The following is a 21,306-nucleotide window of genomic DNA, read 5'->3' as shown; positions in this document are numbered from 1 at the left end:
TGAACAAAGAGCGGTTTCTACCAAAAAACAAAGCTCCCGCAGTGAAACGTTGAGTTCATTCGGGTAAACCGGCCAAACGCAACGATGCGCAGTCTTTCTCCAGTCTTTCTCGATCAGAAAAAAGTTGAGTTTTCGCCCACTCCGATATCGAAAACTGAGGACGGAACTTCATCACATTCCCTGCTTCATCGCGAGCGGCATCAAGGTTTTCCGTCTCTACATGGACGATTACAAGGTCGAGGTGTCCGAAGCCTTCAACCTTTTGACCATACTCGGTGAATGCCTTCTTGGCTTCTTGGTATTGACCGTCGAGCCGAAGGGCAAAACCCAGAACGCCAGCGTACCAACCTGGATAGTGTGGGTTGAGGGTAATGGCCTGTTGTGCGACGCGGATGGCTTCCTTTGCCTGCCCATTGAACCCCAATGTGAGTGACAATCTGGCTGCCACATCAGCGTGGTTTGGATTTAGCGCTAGTGCCTCGTTGAACTTCTCGATAGCCGAAACCAGCTTGCCATCGATTGCATCAGCAAAACCGGCAATAGCGTGAGCCTCCGGGTTGTAGATGTCTATTTCCAGAGCCCGCTGTGCGCAGTCACGAGCCTCTGCTAGCGCGGCACGCCGGTCAGCAACAAAACCATGTCTTGCTTCGACAGTGCAAATGAACCCCAAAGTACAATGAGGAGCCGAGTAACCCGGATCGAGCGCAATAGCCTGTTGTGCAAATCGACGAGCGTCGGCCTGTGCTTCCTTTGTTATTTTGCGCGATGCCTCTACGGCTTGTAACTGAGCAGTCCAAGCACTCAGGTTTGTAGTCCCAGAGCCTCTGAAACGGGCCATTTCACCCGCCAGTAGTTCGACTTGTAGCTCGGTTGCTATTCTAAGAGCGATTTCATCCTGAACCTCGAAGACATCTTCAATTAGGCGATCATAGCGGTCTGCCCAAATGTGCATTCCGGATTTTGCGTCTATCAGCTGTGCTGTGATCCTCACCCGGTTCCCGCTTTGACGGACACTTCCCTCAAGAACAAGATCGACACCCTGTTCCAGACCGACCTGTTTCACGTCAACGGAGCGACCCTTGTAGACGAATGTAGAGTTCCGCGCGACGACCAGTAAGTTTGGGAGTTTTGACAGAGTGGTAATGATCTCTTCGGTAATCCCATCGGCAAAAAACTCCTGATCGGCATCAGAAGAGAGATTGTCAAAGGGCAGGACGCCGATGAGCCGAGACGTCGCATGGCTGGCTGGTGTCACTCTTGGTGGGGCAGAACCTGGTGGCGACCATTGGAAAACTTCTATTGGTGATGGCGCATTCTTGAACTGCCGCTCCCCAGCGCGCTGAAATTGCTCGGCGAGGCGCTCGTCAAGGCTGCGATGGACGACATCTGAAATTAGCACAGCCCCTTCGCTGGAAGCCTCTTGTAACCGTGCGGATAGATTGATGCCATCGCCGAAAATGTCATCTTCGTCGAATACGACATCTCCAAGATGAACGCCTACTCGCAGTTTCAGTGAGGACTGAGTTGACACCTGGCTTTGAAGATCAAGGGCACATCTCACCGCGTCAGACACCGAGTTAAACTCGACTATCCATCCATCACCCATCCTCTTCACGATATTTCCGCGATGATCACTAACCAAGGGATCAAATAACTCTCGGCGTAGAACTCGAAGTTCGCTGAGAGTCCTATTTTCGTCGGCCTTCATCTGGCCTGAGTAGTTGACTACATCGGCCGAGAGCACTGCGGAAAGTCTGCGATCTCCGTTCATGTCTATTGGTAACGCAAAATTCCTTGCGTGGAAAAGGCAGCATGCTTTTTGGGTAATTCGCTCATCTTTCAGTCCATGGTTGTCTCAGCATCTGAAAACTACGAAACCTGATTTTGGAGCAGTGTTTCAGGGTTAGACCAGCCAAGCATCCAGACCGCAGTGAAGGTCAAAAATGGCGCAAACAGACCTACGCTGCATGTCTTACACATGTCAGGTTTACTAATGCGCCTAAAACGACTTTTTGGACGACCAAGGCACGTCAGAACTTAGACGAGCTTGGTAATATAACTCTGCACGGTCTCTGAGCTGAAACTGAGTATGTGCCAAAACGTGTAATAATCTTGGGAAAAGAGGCAGTCATACATCCAAGAGCCGTTTATTAAGGAGGATGGATGAATGATCATGCGAATTTTTCAAGTAGTGACCCAACCAGGTAAAGAGGAAGAGTTTGGACGATTTTTTTATAAAACGGCGATCCCATTGATGAAAGGTACAAAAGGTATCGTGCAGGTGCTCCCTGGTGCCGCAAGAGCCGACTCACCCAGAGAGTTCAGTTTCGTAATGGTTTGGGAAAGCTTAGATGCGCTTAAGGCGTTTGTAGGCGAGGACTACAACAACCCACACATCGATCCGGCAGAGGCTGAATTGGTCCAATCCAGGACGATAAAACACTATGATCTGGTAGAATAATGACACTCGAAGATATCAGAGGTCCGAACGCCTTTGTTATGACCGGGTGATTAGAAAGCCATCTGAATGACACCAGTATCAGAATCTCCGACTGTTTATATGATAATGCAATTCTTCACCACCAGTACAGTGCTTCGGCGAGCATGTTGCTCAGCCGAAGCTTAGTCTTTGTCCGATCAAGTTAGGTCTTCGACAACCGCGCATGGCGCAATTCGCTTTATTGATTCAATTCCATCATCCCGATGGAACACAGGCCGATCATGCACTAACAATCACGTTGGACCCGTCATAAAGGGCTGCTCACGTGGTTAAAGACTGTGCCCATCATCGTCATGGACGTGGGTGGCCTGTTCGCGGGTATGGGCAATCTCTTGCACCACGGCAGCAATCTTGCTGGATGAAACTTGGTGCAGCTCACCGACAACGGCCTCGGCGCGCTCGTAGCTGTCCGGAACACCTTGGCTGTTAAAGTGGGCGACGGCGTTGGAAATGTCCGCGCCTTTCCAAGTCGCCGTGGTGCCGACTGAAACGCTGTCATGATCGTTGTAGCGGGCCAGGAACATGTTTCCATCGAGTCCGAAGCTGTTGGCGGTTGCAACTATGTCGTCACGCACTGCCAGCCATTTTTCGGCCTCGGACGGGTCCAGGTTGTCCATCTCGGCCGCATTCATGGATGTGGTGTAACTGTCGTCAGCAACAGTGTACGCCTGCAGGTCGGTGTCGTATGGGCGTAGCTCGGCAACATCGCCCTTCAGCTCTCCGATCTGCACGTCCATTGCAGCACGCAGATGCGGATCTTCGACCTCTCGTGCAAGAGCCTCCATGTTCTCGATGGAGTTCACAATGTCCTTGGTCTGCTGTTCGTAGTTCTCGAAACCGGCCTGCCCCAGAGCAGATTGCATATACTGAACATAGCGATCACCGGGCGACTGGTAGTCGTCGGAATCCTGAAAACCTTTGTCGCCGGACAGATCCGCAAGAGACGAATAGTAGGGGTGATAGAGATCGTATTCCTGAGCATCGTTCATGTGCTGAGAAACCAAAGCCTGCATATCGTTCAGATCAACCGGCTCCCCTGACCGCTCCCCAGCCTCCAATTCGATTTTCAGTTCTCCGACCAGATCTTGTTGCGCCGTATGTTCGTCAACACGGCGGTTGGCCTGGTCCTCGATGTCGAAGCTGTTTGAAGCGATGGCGGCACGATCATAGCCCATCGCTTGCTGCTCTTTCTTGATGATGTCGATCTGCTCTGAAACGCGATCTTCACGCGGGGCGGATTGATCAAATTTGGAATAGGGTGCGAAGTGTTCGACTTCGTTCAAAAGATAGTCTGTACGCGAAACCATAGTTTTTCCTTTGCGAGTTGATGGAAAACTCTGTGATGGATCTACCTACGGCGTTGGCGCGCTCATCAGGCAGACCGGGTGAACTCCTTATAGGCTGTGTCCGTCATCGTCGCCCCGCCCCTGCAAGAGCGGGTGCATTGCGCGGGCGTGAACGTCTGAAAGTTCTTCTGAGATTGCGATGATCTTGGAAGACGCAAGCTGGTGCAGCTCGTCAACAACGGCTTCTGCTCGGTCGTGGCCGTCCGACAATCCTTGAGCCTGGAAGTGGGCTGCGGCGGTCGAAATGTCGTCGATGCGCCATCCCATTGTTGTGCCCAAAGTGACGTTCTGATGATCGCCAAAGCGGGCAACGAACGCCTCGCCATCAAGGCCGTAGCTGCTGGCCCTGTCGGTGACTTCCTTGCGGATCGCCGCCCACTTGTCAGCCTCTGGATAGTCCAAGACATCCATTTCGGCGGTGCCCATTCCCATCATCGTTGAATAGCGGCGGTCCTCGATGATGAAGGCTTGACGGTCCGGATCGTTGGTGCGCAGATCCGCAACGTAGCCCTTCAGCTCGCCAATCTGAATGTCCATAGCGACACGCAGATTTGGGTCGTCGACCTCACGGGCCAGCCCTTCCATCTTGTCGATGGATTGCAGCAGTTCTTTCGTCTGAGTCTGGAAGTCCTCATAGGCCCCCTCGCCCAAGGTGTCCTGCATATAGACCTCGTAGCGGCGTGCTGCCGGGGCATAATCTGCGGACGCCTGGAACTCCTTGTTATCGATAATATCAGCAAGGGCAGACAGATACGGATGGCTCAGTTCGTTGTCCCGAACGTTGCTGATATGGGCAACAACCTGAGCCTTCAGCTCGGGCGCGATTGTTTCCTCAGAACCGCCTAATTCGATGTGTCGCCGCAAGTTGCTCATGACTTCGGGCGACACATAAGACGGGTCTCCCGGCTCGCCATAGTCATCAAAATGATGGGCCTGATCCAGTAGATGTTCCATTCTCGATACCATAGGTTCCTCTCCTTCAACGAGCTTGATGGCAAACTCTTCGATCCGGTCTTTGACGGCGTTGGCGCGCTCATCAAACAGATCCGACATTCTTGCGATGGAGAGAGTCATCACATCGGCGGCCATGTCGCGGGCCGAAACTTCGACTTCCGGAGTGCTTTCAACAACCGACATTCCGGCCTGAACTTTCCACGTGTCCGTCTCAACTTCCTGCCGCAATCCGCGCTCAAGGCGGGTCGTTGCGGTCAGCTCAATTCCGTATTCCTCAGCAACCTCGACCTGGATAGAGCGCTGGACGTCGATGTTCATTTCGCTGCTCATACCCATAGCCAACCACTGCCCATGTTCGACGCCTCGGTTGTTCACAACGATGTGGACGTGGGGGTTTTCAGTGTCGTTATGGAACACTGTCAGGTAGTCCCAGGTATCGCCAAATTCACCGCTGCCAAACAGGCGATCTGCGAACTCTAAACCGGCCTCATGAGCGGCGTCCGGATAGGTGCCTTCGGGAAAAGAAACGATCATGTGACGGGTGTAACCGTAGTTGGTTTTCCCGTTGAAATCCTCGGCCCAAGTCTCGATCAAATCACTGACCTGATCCGCATCGAGCGGTGTCACGCCATTGTCTCGAATGTCCAACACACCCTCTGCCCTGACGGTCAGATAATTGATCTGGCGGCGCAACTCATGCGCGTTTTTCACCCCACCTTTGCGGACGTGTTTCACAACCGCCTCAGGCTTTCCAACCACAGCACCTAGCCGAGCCTTGATGGATGAGGCCCGCGAGATCATGAACTTCATGCGCTTGGCGGTCTGCAGCTGCTGAGTGATCTGCTTAGAACGATCGACACCTTTCTGAGCCTCGCGGAAGGCAAGCTCCAGGAAGTCGCCTGCTGTCATATCGTGAGCCGCAGCGGTCACTCTTCAGGCCTCCAATTGTCGTCGCGCAAGATCCGGCGAATGGCGGATTCTGGTTCTCGGTTTCGGCGGGCCGCTGTTATCATCGCTTTCAAGTCTTGCCGGTGCTGGATGATCGCGCGATGGAGATGTTCGACGTCGCGGCGGTCGTCGTCCGTCCAGATCACAGTGCCGCGCTTGGCCGATTTCGCGAGCTGGTTGAGGTTGGTGTATCCACCCTGAACCTGCCGCAAGTGCTTCTGCCAGAGATCCACAACAACTGGGTCAGGATCGAGATAACCGATCAGGCGATAGATCAGTCGTTGGATGATCTGGTTGCGGCTTTTGGCTCCCAGCACGGTCACAGCCGCCTCAAGACGCTCCAGCGCATCCACTGGCAAACGTACGGAAAAGACGGTGGTGTCAGAAGTTTTGCTCTCGGCCAAATCGCAATCAATCTTTAGTTGTATTTTCGATTTGTAACACAACTACCTTATCCTGTCATACTCTCCAAGAGGAAACCGGGGTGATTTTAGAAATTTGTATTTTCTCAAATTGCCCTCGGAACAGTTTTGCTCTTGGAGGCAATTTCCGCGCCGGGAAAAGGGTCCCGCCCCTTTTCCAGCCAGCAGGCGTGGGTGCCGGTGGACTGGCGCAGGGCAATCACGCAAAGCGTGGGCTGCCTGAACAGCGCCCGTCACATACCGGCACGTTCAAGTTCAGTATGGCATTTTTCGCGCGCCTCAGCGCGCTCTGTTTCCCGCCGCTTGCGCGGCGGGTGTGGCAGGGGTGCGAACTGCCGCGTTGCGGCCGGACGGTGCGCCTGCCCGGCCGTTGGGCCGCGCGCCACGGGTGGCGCGTATGTCGTCCGGCTCTTCGGCCGGAGCACGGGAAAGGGCGGCTTACGCCGCCCTGCCCTTTCGTCATTCGGTGACGGGCTCGTCATCGTTCCGCTTTGGGAAGGCCACCATCTCGACGCCGGGGAACATGTTGTGCTTGACCTGGATCGAGGTGATGTTGCCAGCCTCATCGGTGCTTACGAAGAGAACCCCGCAGCGATCCCAGAAATTCTTGCCTTCTTTTTCACCGGTCTTGACGTTCAGTTTCAAAGTTTGAGTTGCCATTGTTTGATCCTCGCTTTGGCGTGTTTCGATGAACATGAGAAAAGCGGGCAACAAGGGGACGTCAGCAGGGAATTTGATCCGCGCGGAATGCGCCGCAGGCGCAGGGGAAATTCCTTGTTGAAGCGCGGTGCCCGGACCGGGCACCGCGCGCCTTCCCCGACTGCCCGCTTATGTTCATCCCTTCAGAAACACCGCAGCCGAGGATCATCTCCGGCAATGGGTTTGAAACTGTCAGGCCAAGTGAACAGGCAAGACTTTCTGGGATCGCTGCGCACGGGTCATCTGAACAAAGCGATACTCTATGTGGCGGCAACATCACCCCGATCCATCAAAGGCGCATGCCTACTACCGAGTAGTTGTGGCCTTTCAGAAGCGGAATGACCTTCGTGGCAAAGAATGAAGGATCGCTGGCGGTGCAAGTCGCGCTTTCCAATTGGCGGAGGCCAAAGACTGGACGGTCCGGCCCTGGTCCGCGCATGTGCGGAGCAGGTGATCAGCCGGGCTCAATTTGGCGGGGTGGCTATCGCGGTGACATAACCACGACCCGCGCCCCTGACGGCAGGACCCGCGCATGGAAAAAGGCCATGCGATGCCGCTCCAAGAAAGAGGCCCACCGAAGCGGGCCACAAGTTTAACCGAAGGAAAGTCTCGAGGTATTGAGTGCAGGCTAACGCTTGCGCGCGCGATCGACAACACCGTCGGCTGTGATCGTGGCAATGCGATCCTCGGTGCGCCGTGTCATTTCCACACCGTCGCCCGTCATATGTGCCTCGGCAAATTCCGTGAACTTGAAGATGCTGCCATCGGCTTCAACATGGGTTTCATCTTCCGTCGAGCGCCGTTTCACCGACCCGTCATGGCGGATTTCGATGATCGTGTTGTCAGCCATGCGGACCGTCACGGAATTCTCATCCGCGGCCACACCCTGCCACCACATATCCGCGTCTCGGCGCACAACGATACGGTTTGGATGCAGCTTGATCTGCACGTCTTGCGCGGCCTCAGGATCAGCGGCTTTCACCACAACAATCGCTTCTTGCGCGTTGGGATCATTGTGGATCGATGCGCTCCCGTTTTTTGGCGGCCAGAGCTTTGGCTGTTCGCGCGGCTTGCCTTTCTGATCCGTATGAAACCCGACAAACATCTGCGCGGATTTCCAAACGCGGCGGGCGGCTTTCTCGAGCTTGTTCGATGAGGTGTCCATGGGTCTTTCCAAATCCGTTTGGGTCAAGTGATCGCTTTTGAGAATGAGCCGGGTGACTGGCCCCTGATAGCTATGCGCGACGGGGTAATTACGCAATGCCACTTTGAGTTTTTGCCATTGAGGCTGACACAGCCAGAGATTGATAGGCAGGGCGCAAAGCGCCCTGCCCTTTTAGGTTCAGAAGCAATCCGGCACCCACGCATCGATCCGGGCTTTCTGCGCCTCGGTCACGCCCAATGCCGCCTGATGCGCGTTGTCGTTGAACAGCTTGTGCAGCGCCTCGTTCTTTGCGCCTTTCTTGGATTTCGCGAAGGCTCTGAACATGTCAGTGTCAACATGCAGGTCCAGCAAGTTCTTGTAGAGATCATCCAGTTGCCAGCCTTTCAGGCGCTTGAAGCAGTTCTCTGCCGACGGGGTCCAGATCGTACGCATGTCAGCACCAATCTCAGCCTCGATCTCCGCCATGAACTCCGGGCGTTGAGTCAGAAACCGCCGCGCCAGAAAGGCTGTGATCTCACCGTTGCGGGTCTTCTTGCCCAGATCGCGAAACGCTGTGAACGCCTCGACGCTGCCTTGTGCGGCCATCTCCTGTAACCGGTCATAAGCTGCCTCCGCCGCCTCATCCCGTTCTCCGCCAAGACGTAGGTCGAGGATGAACTGGTCGTCGCTCTGAGGCGTGTTCCGCTCAGCGCCACCATAGCCAAACCCAAACAGGGTGCTGGTCAGACCCGAGGCCGGGGTGCTGGAGAAGGCAAACAGGCTCAGCACATAATCAGGCTTGTCCAGCAGGGCTGTTTGAACCGCCGCCAACCGGATCGCTACCATGTCGTCGATGAACTTCTGTGAATAGGCCGGTTTTGGTGTCTCCTTAATTTCGGGCTCCTTGATCGTTGCCAGAACACCAGCCTCAATGGCGGCCTGCACATGTTCTGCCGCGACATAGGCCGATGATGTTTTGATCTCGCCACTGTTGCCGACATAGACAAACACGCCGGACAGTTTGCGCTGCGTGTCGGAATAAGACGGCGCGGCATAGTCTTCGAGCGCGGCTAGTTCCTTTTCGCCATCGGCGTCCAGAGCCTCAGCCTCATAGAGTTCAGCAAGCTCGTCATACCGCTCGGCCTGTTCTTCGGTGAACTCCCGGCTCACCATCTCCAGACGGTGCATGCCTTCGCTTCCCGAAAACCCATAGGGGGTGTAGCTTTCATCATGGGTGTCCACCCAGTCCCAGCCTTCCACTTCACGCAGCTTCTCTGCTTCTGCTGCCAGCTTCTCGGCAAACAGGTGATCCAGTAACGCGCCTTGATTGAACAGGGTCTCATCGGCAAAGAGATCAGCGGTGACGGTGCCACCCGCCTCAACATAAGCACCCTGCCCGACAAACACGGCCTTGCGGTTGGTGCTGCTGACAGCCTCCGACGTCAGGGCCTGTTTGACATCATGCTCACTGAACCACCGGCACTCCTTGGCCTGTTCCAGCACCTCCAGAATTTTCTCTTCCTCGGTGCTGACGGTCATGGCCTTGGCCAGACCCATGCTGATCTCACCGGCTTTGAGCGCATCCAGTACGGCGGTGGGCAGACCGGCCAGTGCGAGGCGGCGGCGCACATGCGCCTCGGTGACGCCAAAGGCGTTGCTGATCTTTGCAACAGACAGGGATTTCTCCGCCAACTTGCCATAGGCACGGACCTCGTCCACCGGGTCCAGTTCTTCGCGGGCGGTGTTTTCCGCATTGGCCCATTGCTCGGCTACAAACGGGTTGTCGGTGACCTTAACCGGAACCTGTGCCAGATCGGCGCGCTCGGTCACGGCGATGTTCAATGCCCGCAAGCGGCGACCACCGGCAACAATGGCGACTTTGCCATCCGCATCGCGCAGGCCGCTGAGGTTCTGGATCAGGCCGCACATGACCAGACTATCGGCCAGCAGTGCGATGCCCGCCTCGGTAACGTCCTGACGTGGGTTCAGATCCGACAGGTAGAGATCGGACAGGGCAATGGTTTCGATGACTTCCGGTGCGGTGAAGGTTTCAACTTTGCTCATGGGGCAAATCCTTGTTTGAGTGTTTCGCTTTGTGTTAAGGGTGCCCTACCCCTTCCGGGGTAGAGCGGGGCCGCTTAAGCGGCTGCGTGTTGTTTCAAGAAGGCGAGGCCGATCTTGGCGGAGAGACCTCCCTTCTTGACCAGCTCAACGGCTTCGCGCCGTCGTTGCTGCAAGGTTTCCTGACTTATTGTGATCACCCCCTTTCCGAGCTGCGGTGGAAATCAGTATTCGCTGGGGCACATGATGGTCAGGACACGGCGCGTCACTGCGGGATCAAACGGGCGGTCGGACCCGTATCTGTAATCCGTGTCGTAAAGATCGATCTTCCAGAACAGCTTCTGGCCGCTGACCGTCACTGTTCCGAAAGTGTGATCGCCATAAGGGTCATTGCCTTCGTCAAACTGATCATCCGACGCCACTGCAACCAAAGCCGCAGTCTGAAACTCCATCCCTTCGCCGGACACACCGGGTGTGACAAACACCTGCCCCTGAATGTCCTTCGAGTGCAATTCATTCGCTGCATTTGGGTCGATCAGGGCTTTCCGAAACAGGTCATTCTGAGTCGCGATCTCGACCGCCTGAAGGCTGGTGTCATTTTCGATGTCATTTGTTGCTTCACTGTCCAAAACCGTCTCTCCTTTTGTGGTGCGACCTCCGGGGCTGATCCCCTTTGGTGCTGGTTTTGAGCCGAGCCCTGAAAGGGCGTCGTCTCTAAAACCTGCCCCGTGGCGAACGCGGAGAGGGGCGAGACAGGACAAATCGACAAGAGTGGTGCGGCCCGCAGCGCCGCGCGCGAGGACACGGTCTTGTCTATTTGTCTTGTCCGAGGGGGGAGGCCGCGCCTTCCCCCTGACGTCGGGCGGCGTTTGGCTTGTCCAAATCCCGCCTGACCAACAAAAAAAGCCAAAGGATATTCGATCCTGCGAGAGCGCAAAAGGGATCGACACCCGGACGGGCAGATCACCACGGCATGAACCGACCATGACCCACAGCCCCTACCCCGGCTCGCATGAGACGGGTCAGGGGCTATTGGCTCAGGGAGATCATGCTGGGGTGTTCTGGGTGGAAGCCGATATGTCGGCTGAAACCTAGAGCCCGGTCACGAGACGACAGGCTCGGGATTTGCTACGGAAACAAATTGCAACCCGAAGTCACTCACCGACCGGGACATACCCTCGACGGCGCTTTTGGTTTTCGAGTTTTTGGAGCGCTTCACTAGCCTGGGCTTCGTTATCAAACGTCACCATCATGGATTGTCCGTTCGTGCCAATGCGTCCCCAGGTCCGAAGAACGCACACTTCCCCGAACAGCGTCGGCTGCAGTTCAATCCCATAGAACCGTGCCATGTTGACGTCCGGGTCCACATGGATCAGATGGACAGGTGTGGTTGCCGTCAGTTCCATGACGCGATTGTCGGCAAACTCAGCCCGTCTGTCCAATGACATTGCGAAATCAATTCCCGGGAAAGGATTCTGATCCTGAATGGAAAATGACATCGAATGCATCCGCTACTACAATAGCTGACCAATATGTAAGTAATAGGATCGGCCATGTTTCGTTTTCTGCTATTTGCCTTCGTGATGGGTCCCGTCGCCAGCGCAGGCACGGCGCAGACACCGCCTTCGGTTGATGAGGTCGCGCAATACGACGGTTTCTTCGCAGCCGCTCACACCGGCAACGAAGAAATGATCCGGCAACTCGTTGCGGCAGGGGCAAACGTCAACGCGCGGGACTCGCGGGACCGCACACCAGCCCATGTGGCCGCGTTTGCTTCAGAGGACGAGGCATTGAGTATACTGGCTGAGGCTGGCGCCGACATGAACGCACTTGAGGGTCAGGCCTACGACGTGGTCACGATAGCGGCCGTTGCAAATGATCCAGAATTGATGACACTCGCAATCGAATTGGGCAACGATCCAGGCCTAACGACCAGCCCTTATGAAGGAACGGCTCTGATTGCGGCCGCGCATCTCGGTCATGTTGAGATTGTCAGGCGGCTAATCGCTGCTGGCGCGCCTCTGGACCATGTGAACAACCTGCACTGGACAGCAGTTATCGAAGCCGTTGTGCTTGGCGACGGCGGCCCGGATCATCTTGCAGTTCTGGATGCACTGTTGGCAGCGGGTGCTGACCGATCGCTTGCCGATCGAAACGGAACTACACCACTCGAACACGCCGAATTACGAGGATTTTCTGAGATGGCAGAACGGCTAAGAAAAGATGACTGAGACCAGTCCAGCAGGCTGAAGCGGAGCGTTCCACCTCACAGGTGCCGATGGCAGCTTGGATGAGACCAACCTCAAATCAAGTTCTTCTCTTAGTGGAGCGGTGACAGAGTTGAACACATCTCACGGGTAACGGCACAATGGACAAGATCAGAAATGTGGAAAGCGAGGTCATGCTGCGGGTGTGAAACAATTTCAAATCCAGCGGTATTGAAGTTCCCTACCCCCGACGCAATCTTCGTATGCGCACAGATGTGGCTATCGGCACGTCTTCAGTTGATACAAATCCGACCGCAACGGATAACACTCAGAACATTAACAAGGTTGCTGATTGAAACGGATCGAAAAACGACAAATTGCCGGAACCGCACAGCCTTACGGGACGGAAAACTTCTAACTACGCCCTTGTTTCTGCACCATTTCGCAAATCCAATCGTCTGGCTTGTAGAGCATCAGGATCATTTGACTGAGCTCAGGTTCATCAACTCGCCGGGCGGCACGTTTTGGGGAAAACCAGCGTCGTTTGCGTTCGTGTTTCTCGTCCCATTGTTTGTGGAGTTTTCGAACAAACATAGGGTAGAGCGTGACGCGACAATCAACGGTCGTGCCGTCCTCCAGAAGCTTCTGATAATCATAGGTTCCAAGCGGCGTCTTGGAGATGGCACCGATGGCACCAGCTTCTTCCCGCGCCTCTATTTTGGCCGTTGACCAGGGCTTCTTTCCCTTGATCAACCAGCCCTTAGGTGGAACCCAGCGTCCAGTGTCTCTGGATGTCACCAAAAGAACTTTGGGCTTTGAATTCTTGGGCAGCCGAAAGGGAAGCGCCGCAGCCTGCGCAAATTGCTTACCTTTCGTTTGGGCGGCCGTTCTGGCTTTGCTCATTTTCGCAATTGCCTTTACGCCTCAAACGACAGATCGATCTTGTGTACTGCGCGCTTTGTCGCGCAACACTTTCAGTTCCAATTCATCTTCCTCATGAATCCGTGCCAGTATCTCTTTGCTGCTCACGACGGAATACGGCTCGCCGCGTTGGGTGACGACCAAGTTCCGGATGTCGTGCTTGGCCATCAGATTGAGAGCAGTTGAAAGCTTCGAGCCAGTTGCACATGTGATTGGTTTCTCTGTCATCCAGTCATCCACGGTTTGCTCGTAAAAGGAGGACCCTGAATCTGCGAGGCATAGCAGCACGTCGTGGTCCGTGATAATCCCGACCAACTTCTCATCTTTAAGTACGGCGAGGGCATTCACTTCCAAAAGTGCAATCGCGACCGCTGCATCGAATACGGTTGTGTCAGCGTCGCAGAACGGGCGTCTTTTCAGATCCTGTGCTTCGACAATGCTTGAGATCGTCATTCGTTGTTCCTCATTAACGCGCGCTCGGCCAACCGAAGTGCCCGAGCTAGTGAAAAGGTAAAACTTCGTGTTACATCAATCAGTCGGATGAAAACAAAAGCGACGCCATAGTAGTGAGATAGTGCAGTTTAACGTGGACGCCTGCCAACATAGTGCTGTGCCAATGTTTGACATAGGAAGAGAATTTCAACCAACCGATCCACAGGCCGAAGTCGCGGGGCAGTTGCCTGCCCCGCGCCAGTTTACGAGATTGCACGCAATCCGCGGCTCGCCATTACCTCCCATACGGCGAGCGCGATAAGCGCTGATCCCGTTAGCCATGCGTTGGCCATTGCCACAATGTGGCCCGTGAAGTTCAGCGCCGTAGGAGCGGCGATTAGCGCAATCCCCAGTGCCGATACCGGAGCCACCCGTGCGAGAAGGTGACTCCGGCCGTCAGCGCCGGACATGACTAGAACACCAATGCCAACGGCCATGAAGGCGAGAGATTCGAGTTCAGCCATGCCCTGCAACAGAATTTCTTCACGGAACAAAACAAATGGGGACAGAGCCAACCAGATACCCATCGCGGCAAGCAGCCATCTATGGGGTGGGATGGGCTTCCTCATAACCGTGACGACCTTTGCTTACTGATCCCCTGCAGGACTAGGGAGAAGCTCTGCATCAACGGCAGCCAGTAATTCGGCTTCATTGATGAAACCATCGGAATTTGCGTCGATCTCCAGGAAGAGATCATCCGAGACTTCAGGATACTTGGTCTGAAGCTCTGCCAGCGACGCCAGGCCATCACCGTCCATGTCAAGATCAGTGGGCATGGCGAATGCCGGAACAGCAAACAGCGAAGAGAGAAGAGCAACAATAGAAACTCGACTCATTTTGTTTTCTCCATGAGAAAATGGGCTTCTTGCCCATTGTGGGGTTGGTGCAGCGCTCCGGTGTTGGTGGCAAATCCACAGGGGTCAGATTGCAACGGTTCCTCAGATCGAGATCTCCACTACAAACGAAAATTGTTGATTGGCGTTCCGATCTGGTGGGGGCACTTTCGCGCTACTCGGAGAATATGGCACAAAGGTATCGTGTTGAATAACGAATTTTTCTCGCCGATAGTATCGGAAATTCGAATAGGTGACCCATGGACATTGAACTTGCTCGAACTTTCCTCGCGGTGGTTGAAACGGGTACCTTCTTCGATGCTGCGAACAAAGTTCACGTCACTCAATCGACAGTGAGCATGCGCATCCGAACGCTTGAACATCAACTTGGACAAGCTGTGTTCGAACGCGGAAAATCCGGAGCGACCCTGACACCTGCAGGGCGGCATTTCCTGAAACACGCCCAGGTATTGGTTCGCACCTGGACACAGGCCAAGCTGGACGCTGGTCTCCCCGCCTCCATGGCCGCAGCGTTGGAAATAGGCGCGGCTCCAAGCCTTTGGGACGGGTATCTCACAAACGCATTGCCAGATCTAATGACGTCGCTGCCCGATGTTGCGATCAGAGCATCAGCCGCTTCTTCCGAAACACTGACGCACGAGATTGAAGAAGGAAAACTTGACCTTGCAATCATGTATCGGCCGCGAAGCGTGTCGAGCTTATCCGCGTTACAACTCTTTGAAGATGAGTTTGTTCTTGTCACCAGTGGCCCGCAGGCCCTTCCAACTGTTCATAGCGAAAACTATGTCCTGATAGATTGGGGCCCTGAATTCCGGGCAGACCATTTGTTGAACTTTCCTGAGCTTGACACGCCGCGTTTACAGCTTGGTATCGGAACTTTGGGTCTACAATATCTAAAGTCAGTTCCTGCAGCCGGGTACTTTCCCAAGCGCGTGATTAAGCCAGAGCTTGAGGAAGGCTGGCTTACATTGATTGAGGCTGCGCCGCGCTTCGCATATGCGGCCTATGCAGTATTCGATGAAAGCGAAACAGGCGGTTTGCCAGGCCAAGCCGCACAACAGCTACGTAGTCTCGCAGACTCCGTTGGTTGAATGCCAGTTGGATTATTTCCGAAAGCAAAACGCAGCCTCATAGGAAGGGCAGAACCCAGACCACAAGCCCCCTTAATCTCATCGCCGAAGCTTGAAGTCTGACTTCAACGGGATATGATTGCATACGTTGGGTGGGGGTTTAGAAGGATATGAGTAAGCATAATTGCAACTTTCAGAAAACTGTGGAATTGCCGGAACTCAAGGCTGCTCTTGCAAGCGGGTTCTGCGATCACTGCGGCGCCACGGTATCGGAACTGATCCAACGCGGAGAGATTCTCGAACTCTGTGGACAGGAACATTGTTTTGACTATGAGACCGGCGAGAGTATTGAAATCGCCGTTGCGCTTTGCCCTTCTTGCCACCAAGCTAATCATTTAGATGCGCAGCGACAGCATAACCCTTGCCACGTTTCCGCACGGCGAAGCCGGGATCATCGGGACTAATAACCCAGGCCCAAGCGCGGAAAAGTTTTACTCTAAAGGAAAGTCGCCCACTCAGAATAGGCATCGTGTGTTGCGGCTGGCATCAGGCTTCAAGCCAGTTGTCGCGGGTAGATAACCTGCACACTGTCAGCGTCAAACTGATCGAAGCTTTTTTGCCACCTCCGGCCTGGCCACAGGAGTTTGGCGGTCAGATTATGGGGATGGTAGGCTGCGGTATATGGATTCTCTAAGGCTCTGGGCCACAGAAAGAACTATCGTATCTGCCCGTGTGCGCAAAGTCTGGGTAGCAGACAGTCTTCGCCTAAAAGCCGAAAGCGGTACGGGGCCGGAAAGTGTCGGTGCATTTTTGGCAGAACTTGCTGCCGGGCTAACAAAGCGGATTGAGGCTGTCTCGCTTGAACTTGAAGACGAGACAGACTCTCTCGAAGAGATCGGGCTTACAGGAAATGAAATCAAACCAGAGCGCATCGCGCGATTGCGGCAAACGGTGATCAAACTTCGGCGCTATATCAGTCCGCAACGCGATGCACTCGATGCTCTATCCTCATTGAGAAGTGGCGTAGTTCACAGCGACGCATCTGTATTGGTCAATGAAACCGCGAACCGCACTCGCCGTACACTTGAGGAACTGGATGCAAGCCGTGATCGCTTGACAGCCCTTCAGGAGCAGATGGACGCCGAACACGCGAATGCGCTTGCTCGAAACGGCTATCTATTGTCTGTCGTGGCAGCAATCTTTCTGCCACTTGGATTTCTGACTGGTCTATTTGGCGTGAATATTGCTGGCATGCCCGGCTTGAGTGCTCCCTTTGCGTTTTGGGCGCTGACACTGGCTTCGGCTGCCATCGGAATTACACTTTACGTCGTGTTCAAACTCTCAAAGTGGTTGTAGCAAAAGTAGGTTGCCAATGATTGATCAAGCTGCTGCACAGAAAGCCTTGATCACCTTCGCCAAAACGCGTTTGCAAGCAAAATAGCTTCTCATTTCCCAGTTTGACATTAGGCTGGAACCGATGTTCCGACAGCTCTTACCGATATCAGCGCTGCTTCTTGGATCAGGGCTTCTTCTGTTCGCAGGTGGTGTCCACGGTCTGATACTTCCCGTTCGTGGCTCTTTCGAAGGTTTTTCCGCCAGCTCTCTGGGCCTTTTAGGAACGGGGTGGGCAGTTGGCTATGTAGCAGGATGCCTTGTTGCACCAAGGCTTGTTGGGGCAGTAGGACATATTCGAACCTTCGGCGTAATGTGTGCCCTCGCCGCCGTAACGATCCTTTTCCAGGCTGTGGTAGTAGAAACGTGGGCGTGGATACCGTCGCGCGCAGTTTCAGGATTTTGTTTTGCAGGCGCGGCAATGATCGTCGAGTCATGGCTCAACGATAAGGTTGAACCCAATACGCGTGGTACAGTCTTTGGCGTCTACACGATGGTTAACCTGGGTGCGGTGACAGCCGGTCAGATGGCTATCTCACTGGGAGATGCAACGGGTTTCATCTTCTTTGCCGTAGGCGCGATGGTGTATTGTTTGGCGCTTATACCAACTGCCCTGTCAACCTCGGCATCGCCAGCACCCCTGACATCTGTGCGTCTCGATCTACCGGCGTTGTGGCGAAACTCACCAGTTGCGGTCGCCGCGGTCTTTCTTGTTGGCATTTCAAATGCAGCATTTGGGACCCTAGCTGCGGTGTACGCGGATCGCGTTGGGCTATCACTTACTGCAATAGCTTTGTTCGCGAGTATTCCGGTTTTGGCCGGAGCTTTTGCACAAGTCCCAATTGGATTTGCAAGTGATCGAATGGACCGGCGTAAAGTCTTGCTGTTTACAGCGGTTGTGGCTCTCGCTTCGGATCTGGCTTTCGTCCTTCTTGCGCCGGAGTCTCGCGTCATGAACCTTGCTTTGGTTGGGATGTTTGGCGCTGCAATTTTTGCGATGTATCCAATCATCGTTGCGCATGCGAACGACCATGCACCGCCGGGCACCTCGATTCAGGTTTCAGGCGGGTTGCTGATGGTCTACGGGCTGGGATCGATTGCCGGGCCGCTGATAGCAGGTGTAGCAATGACTGGATTAGGGCCACAGGGCCTATTCATGACAACTGTGGCAGCGCATTGCCTGATGATCGTGTTTACGGTCTGGCGGATTATGGCCAAGTCAGCCGTACCTGAAAGTGAGAAGACCGCATTTCGCGTCAGCGCTCCTGCAAGGGTGGTTACGCCTGAAACTGCCGTCCTTGCTGTCGGTGAAGATGAAGCAATTTCGCTTTCTGAAGCTGAGAGCGAGCTGGGCACCCATCCCGATGTGAAAGATAGTGTGGCGCCAAGAACTAATTCTGAAGACAGCCCTTCCTAATCTTCTCCAATGTGTTCGCGGCGCGCTAGGCTGGTCAACTACCGGCGCGAGAGTGAGAATTGAACATCACCTAAATCAAACATGGTTTTCGCACATGGCTCTGCGAATGTTCCTGTCACTCATCCACAACACGAAACTCACCGGAAGGCGCGTCAGTAGGTGGTTCTTCAAACTCATTGGAAATCAGACCACGACGGATGAGTTCACGAATGGCGGCCGCTCTGGATGGCAGTCTGTTCTCGAACCGCCAATCATCGATGGCTTTAAGCTCTTCGAGGTCGAGCATCAGCTGTAGTTTTTCCGTGCGCTTTGGTGGTCGATTTTGATCAGACACTGGCATGACCTCAGTAGCTTACGTCAGTTACTCCAAGCATGTATGGCAATGGGCCTGTGTGTCTACATCAATCTTGGCATGTTGTGCCGGATACCCAGGATCATGAAGCGCCCCATAATGTGTCGGATACCTATATTAAGTATATGATTTTATTTGACAATTTATGAACCTCTCTTACGTTTTACTCCGCAAGCAACGAAACGGAGTGAAAATGATACAGCAAGTCTTAAAGTCTGAAGTTCAGGAAGAAACCAACGACACAGGCATCGACAAGAACGCTTGGATCGCCAACGCGGTGACGGAAGTACTGGCCGATACCATGGTCCTGATGGTGAAAACACAAGGCACACATTGGAACGTCGTGGGCCCGCTATTCCTGCCGATCCATGAACTGACAGAGCGTCAGTATCGCGACCTGTTCGAAGCTGCGGATGAATTGGCCGAGCGTGTGCGTGCGTTGGGTCAGGTGGCACCGATCTCGTTCACGGACATGGTTAGCCAAGCCAAGCTGACCGAAGAAGAGACTGTTAAAGATGCAGAGGGCATGATCAAACAATTGGTCGCAGACAACGAAGCGATTGCTCGGAACCTGCGTGAGACTGCCGCGACCGCTGCCCGTTATGGCGATGGAGCTACAGAGGATCTGATGAACGCCAGGATGGCGAAGCATGAGGAAGCGGTCTGGATGCTCAAGGCAATTGTTGCGGCCTAATGGATGGCTCCCTTCGATCTGAACCACCGTTTGAGAAGAAAGGAAAAACGATGACACGTGTTGGGTATGAGAAAAAAGCACAGCTGCAACTGGATAGCTGGAATGCTCAAATTGATGTTCTCGAAGCCAAGCTGAAGGTGGCTGAAGCGGACGCCAAGCTCGAGCTCGAGGAGCAGCTTAGTAAGCTCTACAAGGTAAGGTCCGATGCAAAAACGCAGCTCGAAGAGTTGAAGTCGACCAGCGACGAGGCCTGGGAAGATGTCAAAGAGAGCTACGAGGCAGCTTGGGGCGATATGCAGAGTGCTTTGAAAGAAGCGGCCGACCGGTTCGCGTAAAGCTTCATGCTGGGTTCGTCAAAAAAGCTTGTGTCGTGAATGGGGACCGGAATGCAAACACCTAGAGAATTATTGAGGTACTTTCGCGGGTTCCTAACCATCCCTGCCACCATAAGTCTTTCAGGGCTTTTGGTGGCTGGGATTGTCTTCAAGACGGAGCAGGCGCTCGTGGGTTGGAGTTGGTCCGCTTCCGATTGGCTAAGCGTTTCTAATCGTACTGCGAGCGATGTACTAAGCGCAATCTCGGCAGCATCCATGTCCGCGTTGGTCATGGTCTATTCCATTGTTTTGCTGGTCTACACCTTGGCAGCGGGATCTATTGGACCCAGGCTCTTGCAGCGCTTTGGTGAAGACAGGGTGAATCAGATTGCAGTTGGCTCACTTGGAGCGACGTTTTTATACAGCTTGATGATCTTGTGGCTGATACGCGATGACACATCGGTCAATTTGGCCGTTGCGATTGGAATAGTCTATTCGATCATCTCAGTTCTTTTGCTGCTGCTCTTCGTTCATACAGTATCGACGCGCGTAACTATTGATCAGGAGGCGGCGCGGATTTCTGCAGCCTTGGATCGCCAAGTGAGCACCGCAATCGAAAACAGTGCAGATATTCCATCTTCAGAGGCAGTCCCTGAGGAGGGAGACAAGAGGCAAGTCTTGGCTTCGGGCACCGGATATGTGAACTCGATCAATACCGAAGGTCTGGTGAGTGCGGCCAAGGAGGCAGGAGCAGTCATCGTTTTTGATGTGCAGCCAGGTGACTTCATGGTTCCAACGGACACTTTGGCCAATGTTTATGGTGATAGTGAAGAGAGCCTCAATGATCTGGTGCAAGCGGCAGCTCCGTTGATCCCTGCACGAGATCCTAGTGGAGATATCCGCTTTTCTGTCCATCTTCTCGTTGAAATTGCACTTCGGGCGTTGTCGCCGGGTGTCAACGACACATTTACCGCAATAGTCTGCATCGACCGTCTATCGGCATCTCTGGCTCGAGCGTGGTCGTCAAAGCTCTGCACGGGTGTGTATCGGGATGATGGCGGAAACGTGCGGGTGATTTACCCGTCCATCACGGCTGAGTCATTGTTTCACGACTCGATGCCAGCTCTGCGACGCGCTGCCCGGGGTAATGGCCTCGTAACGTCCGCCCTTATTCGAGCTTTGGTGCGCATCGCGGAGTCAGCTCCAGAAGAAGATTTGCGGACTGTTGTAGATGAACTATCTGCGGTCAGAGATGAGACCCGAGAAAGCGATATGCTAAAGCGCGATATTGATAAGTTTTGCGGCCAAGTGGAAACCGCAATTGAACGATTTTAGTCAACCGTCCTGGACAATTGCAGTCCAGTGCGGCTGGGGGGTGGTTTGTGAGTGGGCCATCCCCCAACTAATGGGAAAGTGCTTTTCTATTGGTCTTAGTTTCATTTCATCGAAAGGTAGTCACTGGGAGGTGAAACCAAACGGCTACTTTGTCCGCGTTAACGTCATTCGAGAGTGCTTCAGC

At 54.2% G+C, this 21,306-nt stretch carries 22 protein-coding genes; 8 read left to right on the top strand and 14 right to left on the bottom strand.

Going from position 1 to position 21,306, the window contains the following annotated elements:
• Positions 1 to 55 precede the first annotated feature (55 nt).
• Positions 56 to 1,771 carry an adenylate/guanylate cyclase domain-containing protein gene (locus tag I5192_RS18475; protein WP_255612182.1) on the bottom strand — a complete coding sequence of 572 codons (1,716 nt, stop codon included), beginning with the start codon at positions 1,769 to 1,771 and terminating at the stop codon, positions 56 to 58.
• Positions 1,772 to 2,167: 396 nt separating this feature from the next.
• On the opposite strand from I5192_RS18475, the gene I5192_RS18470 reads away from it, so the two are divergent.
• Complete coding sequence (locus I5192_RS18470; RefSeq protein WP_223118389.1) at positions 2,168 to 2,461, top strand: antibiotic biosynthesis monooxygenase; 294 nt, start codon at positions 2,168 to 2,170, stop codon at positions 2,459 to 2,461.
• A 308-nt stretch (positions 2,462 to 2,769) separates the two neighbouring features.
• Here the strand turns inward: I5192_RS18470 and I5192_RS18465 are convergent, their stop codons facing one another.
• The 8 genes from I5192_RS18465 to I5192_RS18430 all read right to left on the bottom strand — a co-directional run bounded on the left by I5192_RS18465 (position 2,770) and on the right by I5192_RS18430 (position 11,573).
• Positions 2,770 to 3,807 carry a hypothetical protein gene (locus I5192_RS18465; RefSeq protein ID WP_223118388.1) on the bottom strand — a complete coding sequence of 346 codons (1,038 nt, stop codon included), beginning with the start codon at positions 3,805 to 3,807 and terminating at the stop codon, positions 2,770 to 2,772.
• 87 nt (positions 3,808 to 3,894) lie between these two features.
• On the bottom strand, positions 3,895 to 5,730 hold the full coding sequence (locus I5192_RS18460; RefSeq protein ID WP_223118387.1) for a relaxase/mobilization nuclease domain-containing protein: 1,836 nt from the start codon (positions 5,728 to 5,730) through the stop codon (positions 3,895 to 3,897).
• The gene (locus tag I5192_RS18455) at positions 5,727 to 6,152 is read right to left on the bottom strand and encodes a hypothetical protein (protein WP_223118386.1); all 426 of its coding nucleotides are present in this window, start codon (positions 6,150 to 6,152) and stop codon (positions 5,727 to 5,729) included. The genes I5192_RS18460 and I5192_RS18455 overlap by 4 nt, the downstream gene beginning before the upstream one ends.
• Before the next feature lie 477 nt (positions 6,153 to 6,629).
• Entirely contained in the window at positions 6,630 to 6,830 is a 201-nt protein-coding gene (locus I5192_RS18450) for a hypothetical protein (protein ID WP_223118385.1), read from the bottom strand.
• A gap of 667 nt (positions 6,831 to 7,497) precedes the next feature.
• Positions 7,498 to 8,034, bottom strand: coding sequence for a hypothetical protein (locus I5192_RS18445; RefSeq protein ID WP_223118384.1), 537 nt, complete (start codon positions 8,032 to 8,034; stop codon positions 7,498 to 7,500).
• 177 nt (positions 8,035 to 8,211) lie between these two features.
• Positions 8,212 to 10,077, bottom strand: a complete 1,866-nt coding sequence (locus I5192_RS18440; RefSeq protein ID WP_223118383.1) for a ParB/RepB/Spo0J family partition protein — start codon at positions 10,075 to 10,077, stop codon at positions 8,212 to 8,214.
• Between the two features lie 221 nt (positions 10,078 to 10,298).
• Positions 10,299 to 10,703, bottom strand: coding sequence for a DUF3768 domain-containing protein (locus I5192_RS22570; RefSeq protein ID WP_255612181.1), 405 nt, complete (start codon positions 10,701 to 10,703; stop codon positions 10,299 to 10,301).
• A 525-nt stretch (positions 10,704 to 11,228) separates the two neighbouring features.
• Positions 11,229 to 11,573, bottom strand: coding sequence for a WGR domain-containing protein (locus I5192_RS18430; RefSeq protein WP_370644469.1), 345 nt, complete (start codon positions 11,571 to 11,573; stop codon positions 11,229 to 11,231).
• 54 nt (positions 11,574 to 11,627) lie between these two features.
• On the opposite strand from I5192_RS18430, the gene I5192_RS18425 reads away from it, so the two are divergent.
• The gene (locus tag I5192_RS18425) at positions 11,628 to 12,305 is read left to right on the top strand and encodes an ankyrin repeat domain-containing protein (RefSeq protein WP_223118381.1); all 678 of its coding nucleotides are present in this window, start codon (positions 11,628 to 11,630) and stop codon (positions 12,303 to 12,305) included.
• Positions 12,306 to 12,695: 390 nt separating this feature from the next.
• On the opposite strand, the gene I5192_RS18420 is transcribed toward I5192_RS18425, so the two are convergent.
• From I5192_RS18420 to I5192_RS18405, 4 genes are all read right to left on the bottom strand, one after another.
• On the bottom strand, positions 12,696 to 13,184 hold the full coding sequence (locus tag I5192_RS18420) for an NUDIX hydrolase (RefSeq protein WP_170683994.1): 489 nt from the start codon (positions 13,182 to 13,184) through the stop codon (positions 12,696 to 12,698).
• Between the two features lie 21 nt (positions 13,185 to 13,205).
• A complete protein-coding gene (locus I5192_RS18415; protein WP_170683992.1) occupies positions 13,206 to 13,655 on the bottom strand; it encodes a cyclic nucleotide-binding/CBS domain-containing protein in 450 nt (149 codons plus the stop codon).
• A gap of 242 nt (positions 13,656 to 13,897) precedes the next feature.
• On the bottom strand, positions 13,898 to 14,263 hold the full coding sequence (locus I5192_RS18410; RefSeq protein WP_170683990.1) for a hypothetical protein: 366 nt from the start codon (positions 14,261 to 14,263) through the stop codon (positions 13,898 to 13,900).
• Between the two features lie 18 nt (positions 14,264 to 14,281).
• A complete protein-coding gene (locus I5192_RS18405; protein WP_223118380.1) occupies positions 14,282 to 14,530 on the bottom strand; it encodes a hypothetical protein in 249 nt (82 codons plus the stop codon).
• Positions 14,531 to 14,787: 257 nt separating this feature from the next.
• On the opposite strand from I5192_RS18405, the gene I5192_RS18400 reads away from it, so the two are divergent.
• The 3 genes from I5192_RS18400 to I5192_RS18390 all read left to right on the top strand — a co-directional run bounded on the left by I5192_RS18400 (position 14,788) and on the right by I5192_RS18390 (position 18,427).
• Positions 14,788 to 15,639: a LysR family transcriptional regulator gene (locus I5192_RS18400; protein ID WP_170797092.1), complete on the top strand. Its 852-nt coding sequence runs from the start codon at positions 14,788 to 14,790 to the stop codon at positions 15,637 to 15,639.
• A gap of 660 nt (positions 15,640 to 16,299) precedes the next feature.
• The gene (locus I5192_RS18395; RefSeq protein ID WP_170683982.1) at positions 16,300 to 16,974 is read left to right on the top strand and encodes a CorA family divalent cation transporter; all 675 of its coding nucleotides are present in this window, start codon (positions 16,300 to 16,302) and stop codon (positions 16,972 to 16,974) included.
• A gap of 121 nt (positions 16,975 to 17,095) precedes the next feature.
• Positions 17,096 to 18,427, top strand: coding sequence for an MFS transporter (locus I5192_RS18390; RefSeq protein WP_170683980.1), 1,332 nt, complete (start codon positions 17,096 to 17,098; stop codon positions 18,425 to 18,427).
• A gap of 115 nt (positions 18,428 to 18,542) precedes the next feature.
• Here I5192_RS18390 and I5192_RS18385 read toward each other — a convergent pair whose 3' ends face one another.
• On the bottom strand, positions 18,543 to 18,761 hold the full coding sequence (locus I5192_RS18385; protein ID WP_152456637.1) for a hypothetical protein: 219 nt from the start codon (positions 18,759 to 18,761) through the stop codon (positions 18,543 to 18,545).
• 211 nt (positions 18,762 to 18,972) lie between these two features.
• Here I5192_RS18385 and I5192_RS18380 point away from each other — a divergent pair, with 211 nt between their 5' ends.
• From I5192_RS18380 to I5192_RS18370, 3 genes are read left to right on the top strand one after another with little or no spacing between them, the layout of a single operon-like run.
• Complete coding sequence (locus I5192_RS18380) at positions 18,973 to 19,473, top strand: Dps family protein (protein WP_170416161.1); 501 nt, start codon at positions 18,973 to 18,975, stop codon at positions 19,471 to 19,473.
• 50 nt (positions 19,474 to 19,523) lie between these two features.
• Positions 19,524 to 19,808: a coiled coil domain-containing protein gene (locus I5192_RS18375; RefSeq protein ID WP_223118379.1), complete on the top strand. Its 285-nt coding sequence runs from the start codon at positions 19,524 to 19,526 to the stop codon at positions 19,806 to 19,808.
• A 39-nt stretch (positions 19,809 to 19,847) separates the two neighbouring features.
• The gene (locus tag I5192_RS18370; protein WP_370644468.1) at positions 19,848 to 21,122 is read left to right on the top strand and encodes a DUF2254 domain-containing protein; all 1,275 of its coding nucleotides are present in this window, start codon (positions 19,848 to 19,850) and stop codon (positions 21,120 to 21,122) included.
• The last annotated feature ends 184 nt before the right edge of the window (positions 21,123 to 21,306 follow it).

Source organism: Ruegeria sp. SCSIO 43209 (genome assembly GCF_019904295.1).
Classification (GTDB): domain Bacteria; phylum Pseudomonadota; class Alphaproteobacteria; order Rhodobacterales; family Rhodobacteraceae; genus Ruegeria.
The sequence above is the reverse complement of the archived record's forward strand: the minus strand, read 5'-3'. Positions and strand labels throughout refer to the sequence as shown.